Genomic DNA, 12,920 nt, shown 5'->3' with positions numbered 1-12,920 from the left:
TGTAAAGAATCTTTTACATGGAGGGGGCTGGTCATGGTTTACGAAGAGCGCAACGTCTGGACGACACTGATCGTCAGCATCATCACGATGACGGCGTACGTCATCGTCATTCTGCAGAGCGCGGGCGGTGGGCCGCTCACGGACGTCGACTGGTTCCCGATCATGCTCTGGACGATCGGCATCAGCATCGGGGCGACGATCATCCTCAGCATCCTGTGGGGGCTGTTCGCCGGAGCGAAGGACCCGGACGGCGTGGGCAGGAGCGATGAACGCGATCGCGACATCAACCGCATGGGCTCGGGTGTCGAGCAGTCGTTCATCGTGATCGCAGGCCTCGGCGTGATCGTGCTCTGCGCCGTCGGCGCGGATGTGTTCTGGATCGCGAACACGATGTTCGCCGGCTTCGCCGTGGCGACCGTCACCGGCGGGATCGCGCGCGTCGTCGCCTACCGTCGCGGGCTCGTCTGATGGTCAAGCCCACGCGCGTCACGAACACGATCCGCGCCCAGCGCGAGCGGGCCGGTCTCACCCAGGCGGAACTCGCACGTCGCGTCGGCGTCACCCGCCAGACGCTCATCGCGATCGAGCAGGGGAAGTACTCACCCACGCTCGAGCTCGCCTTTCAGATCGCCCACGCGTTCGGCGCGGGGCTCGACGAACTCTTCCAGTACCCCGAGCAGAACTCCGGAGGCCAGAAATGACCGAGACGATGACGGTATGGCAGCGCGAGACGTACGGAGCGGCCGCCGGCACGGCCCCGGCCGAGATCCCGGTGCCCACGGCGGGGCACGGCGAGGTCGTGATCCGCGTGCGGGCCACGGCGCTCAACGCCGGTGACCGGCACATCATGCACGGCGATCCGCTCCTCGTGCGACCGGCGTCCGGGATGGGGCGGCCGAAGCAACCGGTGCGCGGCATGGACGTGGCAGGCACCGTGACAGCTGTGGGGCCGGGAGTGGTCAGCGCGGAAGTCGGCGAGGAGGTCGTGGGAGAGCTCTCCGGCTTCGGCGGCGGACTGGCGACGTTCGCGGTCGCGCCGGCCGACCGACTCGTCCCGCGGCCTCCTGGTGTCGCCCCGGCGCTCGCCGCGTCCCTTCCGATCGCCGCCGGCACGGCGTGGCAGGCACTCGACCTGGCCGGAATCGGCATCGACGACGACCCGGCGCCGCGCGTACTGATCCTCGGTGCGTCCGGCGGCGTCGGAACCTTCGCGGTGCAGCTCGCCGCGCTCCGCGGTGCAGAGGTGTGGGCATCGAGCGGGGAGCGCAGCGCGCCTCTGCTGAGTCGCCTGGGCGCCGTCCGCACGCTCGATCACCGGCAGACGCCGCTCTCCGGGTTGCCGAAGGGCCATTTCCACGCCGTGCTCGACATCGCCGGCGGGATGCCGCTGCGGCAGCTTCAGCGCCTGCTCGCGCCAGGCGGTCATGTCGTTCTCGTCGGCGGAGAAGGAGGGCGCGTGCTCGGGCCCGTCCCGCGGATGCTGGCGGCGGCCGTCCTGTCGATCGGCTCGCGCCGCCGCATCAGGATGTTCACGGCATCCGCGCATCCGGAGATCCTGCAGAAGCTCCTGGCGCTGGTGGATGAAGGCGATCTCGTCCCCGTGATCGAACGCGAATATCCGTTCGCCGAGGCATCCGACGCCCTCGCGCATCTCGAGGCGGGGCATGTCGTCGGCAAGGTCGTGGTGCGCGGGGCATGAGCCCGACGGCGCGGCAGACCTCGGAAATCTGGCGCGTTCTCAGCGGCGGGTGACACAATGGCATCTGGCGTGCCCGTGTCGCATCTTCCCCGCCTCAGACTGAGCTCCGGGTCGAAGGCCCGCCGGGCCCCTGGACAGCGTCCGCCGCATCTCTTCCTGAGGAGCACCATGTCGACGCCAGAGACCGTCACCACCGCGGCCCCGACCCGCACAGCGCACCGCCGCCGCTACCTGATGTGCCGTCCAGAGCACTTCACGGTCAGCTATACGATCAACCCGTGGATGGAGCCCGCCAAGCCCACCGACACGGCGAAGGCCGTCGCGCAGTGGCAGAAGCTGCACGACCTGTACCTCGAACTCGGCCACGAGGTCGAGCTCATCGAGCCGCTCGCCGGTTACCCGGACATGGTCTACACGGCCAACGGCGGCTTCCTCATCGACGGCCGCGCGTACGTTCCCGAGTTCCGTTTCGTCGAGCGCCAGGGCGAGTCGCCCGCATTCGCCGACTGGTTCCGCGCCAACGGCTTCGACACCGTCATGCCCGAAGAGGTCAACGAGGGCGAGGGGGACTTCCTGCTCGTCGGCGACGTCATCCTCGCCGGCACCGGCTTCCGCTCCACCGGCGACAGCCACCGCGAGGTCGGGGAGGTCTTCGGCCGCGAAGTCGTCTCGCTGAACCTCGTCGACCCGCGCTTCTACCACCTCGACACCGCGATCGCCGTCCTCGATCCTGTGCAGGGGGTGGAGAACGGCGGCCCGGAGCGCGCCAACATCGCCTACCTGCCCGGCGCGTTCGACGACGCCAGCCGCGCGATCCTCGAGGAGCGCTTCCCCGACGCCATCCTGGTCTCGGATGAAGACGGCGCGGTGTTCGGCCTGAACTCGGCGAGCGACGGCTACAACGTCGTCATCTCGCCGCGCGCCGAGGGCTTCGAGAAGCAGCTGCGCGAGCGCGGCTACAACCCGATCATGGTCGACCTGTCCGAGCTGCTGCTCGGCGGCGGCGGCATCAAGTGCTGCACGCTCGAACTGCGAGGAGCGAAGTGACGTCTCTCGAACCGCACGTCGCGGAGAATTACCACCCGCTGCCCGTCACGATCGCCCGTGGCGAGGGCGCCTGGGTGACCGATGTCGAGGGCAAGCGCTACCTCGATCTTCTCGCCGCATACTCCGCAGTGAACTTCGGACACCGTCACCCCGCGCTCGTCGCGGCCGTGACCGAGCAGCTCGGACGCGTGACGCTCACAAGCCGCGCGTTCATGAACGATCGCCTCGAGCCGTTCGCAGAGGCGCTCGCCCGCCTCTGCGGCAAGGACATGGTCCTGCCGATGAACACCGGCGCCGAAGCGGTCGAGACGGGCATCAAGGTCGCCCGAGCCTGGGGATACCGGGTCAAGGGCATCCCCGTGGATGCCGCGCGCATCGTCGTCGCGGCCGGAAACTTCCACGGGCGCACGACGACGATCGTCAGCTTCAGCGACGACGAGTCCGCGCGTGGCGGTTTCGGTCCGTTCATGACCGGTTTCGACATCGTGCCGTTCGGCGATGCGGATGCCGTGGCCGCCGCCATCACGGATGACACCGCGGCCGTGCTCGTGGAGCCCATCCAGGGCGAGGCCGGCGTGGTCATCCCGCCGGAGGGCTACCTCCGACGCATCCGTGAGATCTGCACCGAGCGCAACGTGCTGTTCATCGCCGACGAGATCCAGGCCGGACTCGGACGCGTCGGCGAGACCTTCGCGTGCGACCGCGAGGGCGTCGTGCCCGACCTGTACCTGCTGGGCAAGGCTCTCGGCGGCGGCATCCTGCCCGTCTCGGCCGTCGTCGGAGATCGCGACGTGCTCGGAGTCATCCGCCCCGGCGAGCACGGTTCGACGTTCGGAGGCAACCCGCTCGCCGCGGCTGTCGGCCTGCGGGTCGTCGAGATGCTCGAATCCGGGGAGGTGCAGGAGCGCTCCCGCGCTCTCGGCGCGCACCTGGCGGCGGGACTGGACAGGCTCATCGGTCACGGCGTGACGGACGTCCGTGTCGCCGGGCTCTGGGCCGGTGTCGATATCGATCCGGCGAAGGGCACAGGGCGGGAGATCTCCGAGAAGCTCATGGAGCGCGGTGTCCTCGTCAAGGACACCCACGGGCAGACGATCCGCATCGCGCCGCCGCTCGTGATCCGCGCGACGGAGATCGACTGGGCGCTGGAGCAGCTCCGGCTCGTGCTGGAGGGCTGACCCGCCGCTGTTCCGCCCTCCTCGTTCGTTGAGCGAGCGTCCCCCCGTTCGTTGAGCGAGCGAAGCGAGTCGAAACGCGTTCGTGGCTGAAGATCGTCAGCCCCGGGCGCGTTTCGTCTCCGCGCCGCACATCACGCCGGGGCGTCGTCCGGGTCGAGGGTGCGCAGCGTGTCCTCCTCGGCCTCGTTGTCGGCCGTCAGCTGCGCCTCGGTCGTCTCATCACCGCCCAGCGGGGCATCCCGCTGCGGCGGATCGGATCCGTCGCGATCACGCGGGTCGTCGTCGTCCGCGTCGGGGTCGTCGTCCGCGGCGTGCTCGCGCGCGACGTCGTACTCGTCCTCGTCGAGGTCGCGCCCTTCGGCCGGCTCCTCCGGGTGGGGTGTGCGTCTGGTGTGCTCGTCCATGCACCGACGGTAGGGAGCCAGGATGCCGTGCGAGAAGGGCATTGACAATCCGCGAACTCAGCGCACCGGCGACGTCCCGTCCTCGCCGTGCTCGGGAATGTCCTGATCGTCGTATGACGACAACTCATCCTCGGAGACGAGCTCGTCGACGTCGAGGACGTTGGGTCCGGCATCCGTGCGGCTCTCGGCATCCAGCAGCTCGTGCGGGATGCGGATCGGCGTCGTCGGCGCGACCGGCATCCCGAGCCTGCGCTGGAGTTGGCGCAGCCAGCGCGGTTGCGCCCCGAGGATGCCCTGCTCGGCGCGCGATTCGACCTCTAGTCCGTAGTAGTCGCCGATCTTGTCGATGAGCTGCGCGCGTTCGGCCCGCGAATACGCACGTCGTTCGCGGATGAACGCGATCGCGGTCGCCCAGCAGATCAGGAGCATCACCACGCTGAACGGCAGGGCGATCGTGATCGCCGCGGTCTGCAGCGCCGTCAGCCCTCCGGCCAGCAGCAGGGCGATCGCGAGGATCGCGGTGACGGCGACGAAGAACGCCCTGATCCAGCGCTTCGGGTTCTGCTGGCCGCCGGTCGCGATCATCCCCATGACGAGCGCGCCGGAGTCCGCCGACGTCACGAAGAAGATCGAGATGAGCAGGATCGCGCCGATCGTGACGACCGTCGTCCCCGGCACGTGCTGCAGCAGCTCGAACAGGGCGCCCTGCAGATCGACCGTGCCGTCTTCGTTCGTGAGAGTTCCTGGGGACTGCAGCTCGATCGCGAGCGCGGATCCGCCCATCACGGCGAACCACAGGATGCCCAGAAGAGTGGGCACGAGGATGACGCCGGCCACGAACTCGCGCACCGTGCGGCCCTTGGAGATCCGGGCGATGAAGATGCCGACGAACGGGGCCCACGAGATCCACCAGCCCCAGTAGAACGACGTCCACGCCGCCTGCCACTCTTCACCAGCCTCACCCTGGAACGCGCTGACGTTGAACGACAGGCCGACGAAGTTCTGGACGTAGTAGCCGATCGACTGCACGAACTCCCGCAGGAGGAACTCGGTCTGGCCCATCACGAGCAGGTACAGCACGAGGAGCCCGGCCATGACGAGGTTGATGTTGGACAGCCATTTCATGCCCTTCGTGACGCCGGAGAGCACCGAGGCGAGCACGAAGACCGAGATGATGAGGATGATGACGACCTGGGTCGGCTCGTCCGGCTTGCCGAGGCCTGCGGACGAGAGCCCGGCGCTGATCTGGATGACGCCGAGGCCGAGCGACGTGGCGACGCCGAAGAGCGTTCCGACGAGCGCGACTACATCGATCGCGTGGCCCCAGCCGCCCTCGACGCGCTTGCCGAGCAGCGGCTCGAGCGTCCACCGGATCGAGATCGGACGTCGGCGGCGGTGGATCGCATAGGCCAGTGCCAGCCCGATCACGACGTAGATCGACCAGGCGTGCACGCCCCAGTGCAGATAGGTCTGGCCCAGCGCGGCCTGTGCGAGCTGTTCGGGGGTTCCTTCGACGCCGGGGCGCGGATTCGTGAAGTGGCTGAGCGGCTCGGACACGCCGTAGAAGACCAGGCCGATGCCCATGCCCGCCGCGAACAGCAGGGAGAACCAGCTCATGAGCGAGAACTCCGGCTCGTCGTCGTCCCGCCCGAGCTTGATGTCGCCGAAACGGCTGAAGCCCATGAACAGGCTGAACGCGACGAACAGCACGGCGATCAGCACGTAGTACCAGTTGAAGGCGTTGACGATCGTGCTCTGGATGGCGCCGAACATCTCCTCCGCGAGATGCGGGGCGATCAGCGTGAATGAGACGAAGGCGAGGATGACGACCGCTGCGGGCCAGAAGACCCAGCGCTGCACGGGTGGCAGCGATCTGCGGGGTGTCGTCGTGCGTGCACCGTCGGTCGTGGGGGCGGATGCTGCGGCATCCGTGTTCTGCGCGTTCTCCGGTCCGCTCATGCCTCCACGGTAGCGAGATCGACCAGCGGGTGGGGGAGGAACTCAGGCAGAGGCCGGTCCGGAGGATCGCCGGACGATCAGCTCGGGAAGGGGCACGTCGAGCTCGATGGCGTGATCCGGGTCGATGAGTGCGAGCAGCCGGTGCAGCGCCGCCCTGCCCTGCAGCTCGAACGGGTTGTGCACCGTGGTCAACGGCGGGTCGTAGTACCGCGCTTCCGGGATGTCGTCGATGCCGACGACGCTGACATCCTCGGGAACTCGGCGTCCGCTCTCCTTCAGCGCGAGCATTGCGCCGAGGGCGGTCTGGTCGTTCGCTGCGACCACGGCCGTCGCAGCCGCGATTCCGGGGCCTTCGGCGATCGCGGCGTAGCCGGAGCGCGCCGACCAGTCGCCCTGGACGACCGCCTCCGCCTCCAGATCGTGCTGGGCGAGCGCGGCATGGAACGCCCGCGTGCGATTTCGAGAGGCCGACCAGTTGTCCGGGCCCGCGATCATCGCGATCCGATGGTGGCCCAAGCCCACGAGGTGATCGACCAGCGCCGGCACCCCGACGGTCGACAGCCGGTTGCGGTGCTGATCCGGGGCGTCATCGGATTCGACATCGATGAACGTCGGCAGACGGAATGTCGTCGAGGCGAAGGCCTGGGACATCTCGTCCGTCGAACCGAGAGCAAGGATTCCGGCGAGATCCTGCTGCGTCAGCAGCGCGAGCGACTCGTCGACGGCATGCGGGTTGCGCATGTCGAGCGAGACGAGGTCGAGGACGTAGCCGGCTTCGCGCGCGGCGGCCGCGGCGCCTTCGGCGATGCGGCTCGGGCCGACCTGCGAGAGTTCGTGCGTCAGGGCTCCGATGCGATGCGATCGCCCGGACTTCAGACTGCGCGCGGTGAGGTTGGGACGGTAGCCCAGGTCGGCGATCGCACGCTCGACGCGCGCCTGCGTCTCGGGACGGATCCCGGCGAAGCCGCGGAGGAAGCGCGTGACCGTCTGATGGGACACCCCGGCGGCCGCCGCGACGTCGTAGATCGTCGACTGCTTGGCAGGGGGATTCCCGGCGGTCATGCGTGCTCCCGTCGTCAGGCCTCTCATGAACTTTTCCAGATCGTGAGGAAACCGGGCCTTGACAAACATATGTTGTCGACAACATAGTAGCTCCCACCGGATGTTGTCGACAACATCCACGGCCACGATGACAACGGAGTACGTCAGATGAACCAGCAGCGCCCCACGGAAGCCCGCCAGCTCAGCGGCATCCTGTTCGGAGCCGCGTACTACGCGGAGTACCACCGCGACGAGCGCACCGAGACCGATCTCGATCTGATGAAGGATGCCGGATTCACCGTCATCCGCGTCGGCGAGTCCGTGTGGTCGACGTGGGAGCCGAGGGACGGCGAGTTCGACCTCGATTGGCTGCAACCGGTCCTGGACGGGGCGCACACCCGTGGGATCTCCGTGATCCTCGGGACGCCGACCTACGCGGTTCCACCGTGGCTGCAGCAGGCGTACCCCGAGATCGCGGCGGAGGTGAGCACCGGGTCGCCCATGTCGTGGGGTGGCCGCCAGGAGGTGGACTACTCGCATCCCGCGTTCCGCTTCCACGCCGAGCGCGTGATCCGTGCGGTCATCGCACGGTACGCGGATCATCCGGCCGTCGTCGGCTATCAGGTCGACAACGAACCGGGAATGCTGCTGCCGCACAACCGCGGGACGTTCCGCCGGTTCGTCCGACGACTCGCCGCGACCTACGGCGACGTCGAGACGCTCAACCGCGAGTGGGGGCTCACGTACTGGTCGCATCGGATCGCGGACTGGTCGGAGCTGTGGACCCCCGACGGGAACACGCTTCCGCAGTACGACCTCGCATGGCGGCGTTATCAGGCCGACCTGACGACCGAGTTCATCGCCTGGCAGGCGGACATCGTGCGCGAGTACGCGCGCCCCGAGCAGTTCGTGACGACGTGCATCGCCTATCCGCGTCCGGCACTCGACGACGAGAAGCTGGTGCGCGCGCTCGATGTCACAGCCGGCAATCCGTACTACGCCATGCAGGATCATCTCGACGCGACCCGCGATCTGGAGCCCGTGACACCGTGGACGTCCTCCGGGGTCGCCGGCCTGCTCCGGCAGGCGGACCGGCTGTTCTCCTCCAAGCAGTCGCGCTTCCTCGTGACGGAGACGGACGCGCAGTCGATCGGCGGGCCGGAGTTCAATCTGCCGCCCTACCCGGGTCAGCTCCGGCAGGCCGCGCTCGCCCTCATCTCGCGCGGCGCGGCGATGATCGAGTACTGGCACTGGCACACGCTGCCGCACGGTACCGAGACGTACTGGGGCGGCGTCCTGCCGCACAGCCTCGAACCCGGCCGCATCTACCGGGAGGTCGCCGATCTCGGGGCGACGCTCGGGGTGCTCGGGACCCGTCTGGACGGGTTCGAACCGGACGCGGACGTGGCGATCCTGTGGTCGAACGACAGCCGTTACGCGCTCGAGTTCAGCCCGCCGTTCCCGGATGCCGGAGGCAGGCCCGATCGAGCCGCCTATCAGCGGGTCTTCGACGCCTTCCACCGCGGCGTCGTCGATGCCGGAGCGCAGGCGCGCATCCTGCATCCGGTGCAGGCCATCGGCCTCGGCGCCGCCGCCCTCGCGGAGCGCTTCCCCGTCCTCGTCGCCCCGGCGTTCTACGTCGCGACGGACGAGGAGCTCGACCTCCTCGCCGCGTACGCCGCGGCCGGAGGCCACCTGGTCATCGGCATCCGCACCGGCTACGCGGACGAGGAGGCTCGCGCCCGCATCGCCCAGGCGCCCGACCGGCTCTCGGCGGCGGCCGGTGTCCGCTACGAGGAGTTCTCGAACCTGCAGGCCGACGTCCCGGTCCACTCGACAGTGCTGGGCGGTGGAACCGGCCAGGCCACGCTCTGGGCCGACGGGCTGATCGCGGATGAGGATGCCGAGATCGTCGCCAAGTACGACCACCCGTGGTTCCGCGCGTTCCCCGCGGTCGTCACGAAGCCGCACGGCGAGGGGCGGGTCACCACGGTGGGCACCGTGCCGTCGACCGAGCTCGCTGCGGACCTGATCCGCTGGGCCGCACCGCGAACGATCGCCGACCGACTGGTGACCGCCCGTGCCCTGCCGCTGACCGTCGGCTCCGGCACGCTGCCGGACGGCCGGACGGCCTGGTTCGTCTTCAACTGGAGCTGGACCGCAGCTGCTCTCGCGCTCGCCGGAGACGTCGAGGATGCGGTGGACGGCACCGTCCACGGGGCCGGCGACGAGCTCACCATCGAACCATGGGGATCGCTGATCCTGATCGACCGCTGACGCGCATCCGCTCGTCACTCGAAGAAGAGGAAGAAGGATATGAGAAACACAGCACAGCGTCGCGCCGCGCTCATCGCCGGCGCCGCTCTCACCGCACTCGTCCTCGCCGGGTGCACGCCCGGCGGCCAGGAGGAGGGTACAGGTCCGATCACGGACGAGCAGCGTGAGGAGGCCCTGAGCACGCCCACAGAACTCACCTTCTGGACCTGGGTGCCGAACATCGAGGACGAGGTCGCGCTCTTCGAGGAGAAGTACCCGGAGATCGACGTGAAGGTCGAGAACGTCGGGCAGGGGCTGCCGCACTACCAGAAGCTGCGCAGCGCGCTCGAGGCAGGGGAGGGGGCGCCGGACGTCGCGCAGATCGAATACCAGCACATCCCGTCCTTCGTCCTGTCCGAGGCACTGCTCGATCTCGCACCGTACGGCGCCGACGAGCTTGCCGATGACTACGTCGGGTGGGCCTGGAATCAGGTCTCGCCCGGTGACGAGGTCTGGTCGATCCCACAGGATGTGGGGCCGATGGGCAACCTCTACCGCGAGGATCTCCTGACTCAGGCCGGGATCACCGAACCGCCCGAGACGTGGGAGGACTACGCCACGGCGGCTCAGGCCGTCAAGGACGCCACCGGCTCGTACATCTCCAACCTCGGCGCGACCCAGGCGGGCCAGATGATCGGCTTCTTCTGGCAGGACGGGCTCAAGCCGTTCGGCTACGACGGGAAGGAGACGGTCTCGATCGACGTCAACAGCGACGGAGCGAAGGAGATCGCGTCGTACTGGACGGATCTGATCCAGAAGGACCTCGTCTCCACCGACGTCGACTTCACCGACCAGTGGTATCAGGGGCTCTCCAACGGCAAGTACGCCGGGTGGCTCACGGCCGCGTGGGGTCCGGTGTTCCTGCAGGGCACGGCCGAGAACACGTCCGGACTGTGGCGCGCGGCGCCGCTTCCGCAGACAGAGGCCGGAGCCTCGGCATCCGGCAACTGGGGCGGATCGTCGGATGCCGTCCTGTCGACGAGCAAGAACCCGATCGCCGCCGCAGAGCTGGCCATGTTCCTCAACCACGATGAGGAATCGGCGATGCAGTTCGCCACGCAGCAGTTCCTCTATCCGCCGCAGGTGTCGGTGCTGGAGAACCCGGAGTTCGCCGACCTCGAATCCGAGTTCTACGGCGGGCAGCAGGTCAACAAGCTGTTCGCGGAGATCTCGGAGACCGTCGACACCGACTTCCAGTGGCTGCCGTTCATGGACTACGCCTACGCCTCGTACGAGGAGAACGTCGGCACCGTGATCGCCGCGAAGGGCGACATCGCCGATGCGCTCGATGCGTGGCAGGACGACCTCGTCGGGTACGCCGAGGACCAGGGCTTCACGGTCGAGTGAATCAGGGCGGGGCGCTGACGCGTTCAGCGCCCCGCCGACGTCTTTCCGAGAGGATCCGCCATGTCGCAGTCTCCCCTGCCGGTCACGCAGCGCCGCCGAACCGGCACGATCAAACGCAAGCAGCAGCGCGCCGCCTACCTGTTCATCCTGCCGTTCTTCATCGTCTTCACGGCGATGCTCGTCGTCCCGCTCATCTACTCGGGCTACCTGAGCCTCTTCGAGAGCAAGCTCATCGGCGGCGAGCAGTTCGCCGGTCTCGCCAACTACGTCCGCGCCCTGATGGACCCCGACTTCCTGGCCAGCCTGGGGCGCGTCGCACTGTTCCTCGTGGTCCAGGTGCCGATCATGCTCGGTCTCGCGCTGTTCTTCGCCCTCGCGCTGGACAGCGGCCGGGCGCGGGGCTCGCGCAGCATCCGGCTCCTGATCTTCATGCCGTACGCCGTCCCGGCCGTCGTGGCGACGCTGATGTGGGGCTACCTGTACGGGCCGGACTTCGGGCCGATCGCCCAGGTCGCCCGCGCGGTCGGGCTCGGGACGCCGGACTTCCTGTCGCCGGGGTCGATCCTCGGGTCGATGATGAACATCGTCACGTGGGAGTTCATCGGCTACAACATGATCATCATGTATGCGGCGCTGCGGTCGATCCCCGCTGAGCTCTACGAAGCAGCCGAGATCGACGGAGCAGGCCAGTTCCGCGTCGCCTGGAGCATCAAGATCCCCGCGATCCGGCCTGCGATCATGCTGACGATCATCTTCAGCATCATCGGTTCGTTCCAGCTGTTCAACGAGCCGAGCCTGCTCAACACGATCGCCCCCGACGCGATCTCGAACTCGTTCACCCCGAACTACTACGCGTACAACCTCGCGTTCATCAACCAGGAACTGAACTACGCCGCCGCGATCGCGTTCCTCCTGGGCATCGTGATCGCCGTGGTGTCGTACATCGTCCAGCTCAGCGAACAGCGCCGTGAGCGGCGCGAGCGGAGGCTCTCATGACCGATCTCGATACGCGCGCCGTCGTCGCGCCCGGTTCCGTCACCCGTCGAGGGCGGGCTCGCCGCACTCGGCCCTACGTGGCGCAGAAGCGGCGCAGTCTGCTGCTGACCGTGCTGCTGTGGCTGTGCGTGCTCTACTTCGTCCTGCCGCTGTGGTGGCTGATGGTGTCGTCGACGAAGGACAACGCCGCGCTGTTCACGACGTTCGGCCTGTGGTTCGGCGGGGAGTTCTCGCTGTGGGACAACCTCGTGCAGCTCTTCGAGATGCGCGACGGCATCTTCCTCAGGTGGATCCTGAACACGATCCTCTACGCCGTCGTCGCCGCCGTCGGAGCGACGCTGCTGTCGGCCATGGCCGGCTACGCGTTCGCGAAGTACGAGTTCCGTGGGGGGAAGGCGCTGTTCAGCATCACGCTCGGAGCCGTCATGATCCCGTTGACCGCGCTGGCACTGCCGACGTACCTGCTGTTCTCGGCGGCGAACCTGACGAACACGCCATGGGCCATCATCGTTCCGTCGCTCGTGAGCCCCTTCGGCGTCTATCTGATGCGCGTGTACGCGGCAGATGCGATCCCCGACAGCATCGTCGAAGCCGCTCGGGTGGACGGGTCGGGCGAGTTCCGCACGTTCTGGCAGATCGGGTTGCGGCTGATGGGGCCCGGCCTGGTGACCGTCTTCCTGTTCTCACTGGTCGGCACCTGGAACAACTACTTCCTTCCGCTGATCATGCTGAACACCTCGGAGCTGTATCCGATCACGGTCGGTCTCGCGCAGATCCAGGCGGCGGCGTCCGCAGGCGGGGGCTCGCAGGCGGTGTTCTCGACGGTCATCACCGGGTCGTTCGTCTCGATCCTGCCGCTGGTCGTGGCGTTCCTGTTCCTGCAGCGCTACTGGCAGACAGGACTCGCGGCGGGCAGCGTGAAGGAATGAGACG

12 protein-coding genes are annotated in these 12,920 nt (G+C 68.0%); 9 read left to right on the top strand and 3 right to left on the bottom strand.

The window, feature by feature from the left end; all coding sequences use genetic code 11:
- Nucleotides 1-33: 33 nt before the first annotated feature.
- The 5 genes from AC3ANJ_RS16325 to rocD all read left to right on the top strand — a co-directional run bounded on the left by AC3ANJ_RS16325 (nt 34) and on the right by rocD (nt 3,924).
- Complete coding sequence (locus AC3ANJ_RS16325; protein WP_488317207.1) at nt 34-468, top strand: hypothetical protein; 435 nt, start codon at nt 34-36, stop codon at nt 466-468.
- Nucleotides 468-701, top strand: coding sequence for a helix-turn-helix transcriptional regulator (locus AC3ANJ_RS16320; protein WP_488317206.1), 234 nt, complete (start codon nt 468-470; stop codon nt 699-701). The genes AC3ANJ_RS16325 and AC3ANJ_RS16320 overlap by 1 nt, the downstream gene beginning before the upstream one ends.
- Nucleotides 698-1,699, top strand: a complete 1,002-nt coding sequence (locus tag AC3ANJ_RS16315) for an NAD(P)-dependent alcohol dehydrogenase (RefSeq protein WP_488317205.1) — start codon at nt 698-700, stop codon at nt 1,697-1,699. The genes AC3ANJ_RS16320 and AC3ANJ_RS16315 overlap by 4 nt, the downstream gene beginning before the upstream one ends.
- A 168-nt stretch (nt 1,700-1,867) precedes the next feature.
- Nucleotides 1,868-2,746 carry a dimethylargininase gene (ddaH, locus tag AC3ANJ_RS16310; RefSeq protein ID WP_488317204.1) on the top strand — a complete coding sequence of 293 codons (879 nt, stop codon included), beginning with the start codon at nt 1,868-1,870 and terminating at the stop codon, nt 2,744-2,746.
- On the top strand, nt 2,743-3,924 hold the full coding sequence (gene rocD / locus AC3ANJ_RS16305; RefSeq protein WP_488317203.1) for an ornithine--oxo-acid transaminase: 1,182 nt from the start codon (nt 2,743-2,745) through the stop codon (nt 3,922-3,924). The genes ddaH and rocD overlap by 4 nt, the downstream gene beginning before the upstream one ends.
- Nucleotides 3,925-4,055: 131 nt before the next feature.
- Here the strand turns inward: rocD and AC3ANJ_RS16300 are convergent, their stop codons facing one another.
- The 3 genes from AC3ANJ_RS16300 to AC3ANJ_RS16290 are packed head-to-tail and all read right to left on the bottom strand — an operon-like array spanning nt 4,056 to nt 7,349.
- Nucleotides 4,056-4,328: a hypothetical protein gene (locus AC3ANJ_RS16300; protein ID WP_488317202.1), complete on the bottom strand. Its 273-nt coding sequence runs from the start codon at nt 4,326-4,328 to the stop codon at nt 4,056-4,058.
- 57 nt (nt 4,329-4,385) lie between these two features.
- Nucleotides 4,386-6,287, bottom strand: a complete 1,902-nt coding sequence (locus AC3ANJ_RS16295; protein WP_488317201.1) for a BCCT family transporter — start codon at nt 6,285-6,287, stop codon at nt 4,386-4,388.
- Nucleotides 6,288-6,329: 42 nt separating this feature from the next.
- The gene (locus AC3ANJ_RS16290; protein WP_488317200.1) at nt 6,330-7,349 is read right to left on the bottom strand and encodes a LacI family DNA-binding transcriptional regulator; all 1,020 of its coding nucleotides are present in this window, start codon (nt 7,347-7,349) and stop codon (nt 6,330-6,332) included.
- 147 nt (nt 7,350-7,496) lie between these two features.
- On the opposite strand from AC3ANJ_RS16290, the gene AC3ANJ_RS16285 reads away from it, so the two are divergent.
- From AC3ANJ_RS16285 to AC3ANJ_RS16270, 4 genes are read left to right on the top strand one after another with little or no spacing between them, the layout of a single operon-like run.
- Nucleotides 7,497-9,605, top strand: a complete 2,109-nt coding sequence (locus tag AC3ANJ_RS16285) for a beta-galactosidase (protein WP_488317199.1) — start codon at nt 7,497-7,499, stop codon at nt 9,603-9,605.
- Between the two features lie 39 nt (nt 9,606-9,644).
- On the top strand, nt 9,645-10,991 hold the full coding sequence (locus tag AC3ANJ_RS16280; protein ID WP_406248861.1) for an ABC transporter substrate-binding protein: 1,347 nt from the start codon (nt 9,645-9,647) through the stop codon (nt 10,989-10,991).
- A gap of 60 nt (nt 10,992-11,051) precedes the next feature.
- Complete coding sequence (locus tag AC3ANJ_RS16275) at nt 11,052-11,987, top strand: carbohydrate ABC transporter permease (RefSeq protein WP_406248863.1); 936 nt, start codon at nt 11,052-11,054, stop codon at nt 11,985-11,987.
- The gene (locus AC3ANJ_RS16270) at nt 11,984-12,916 is read left to right on the top strand and encodes a carbohydrate ABC transporter permease (protein WP_488317198.1); all 933 of its coding nucleotides are present in this window, start codon (nt 11,984-11,986) and stop codon (nt 12,914-12,916) included. The genes AC3ANJ_RS16275 and AC3ANJ_RS16270 overlap by 4 nt, the downstream gene beginning before the upstream one ends.
- Nucleotides 12,917-12,920 lie beyond the last annotated feature (4 nt).

Source organism: Microbacterium sp. STRO-1N, assembly GCF_057748015.1.
Note: the sequence above shows the minus strand (reverse complement) of the source record. Positions and strands in the feature narration are given on the sequence as shown.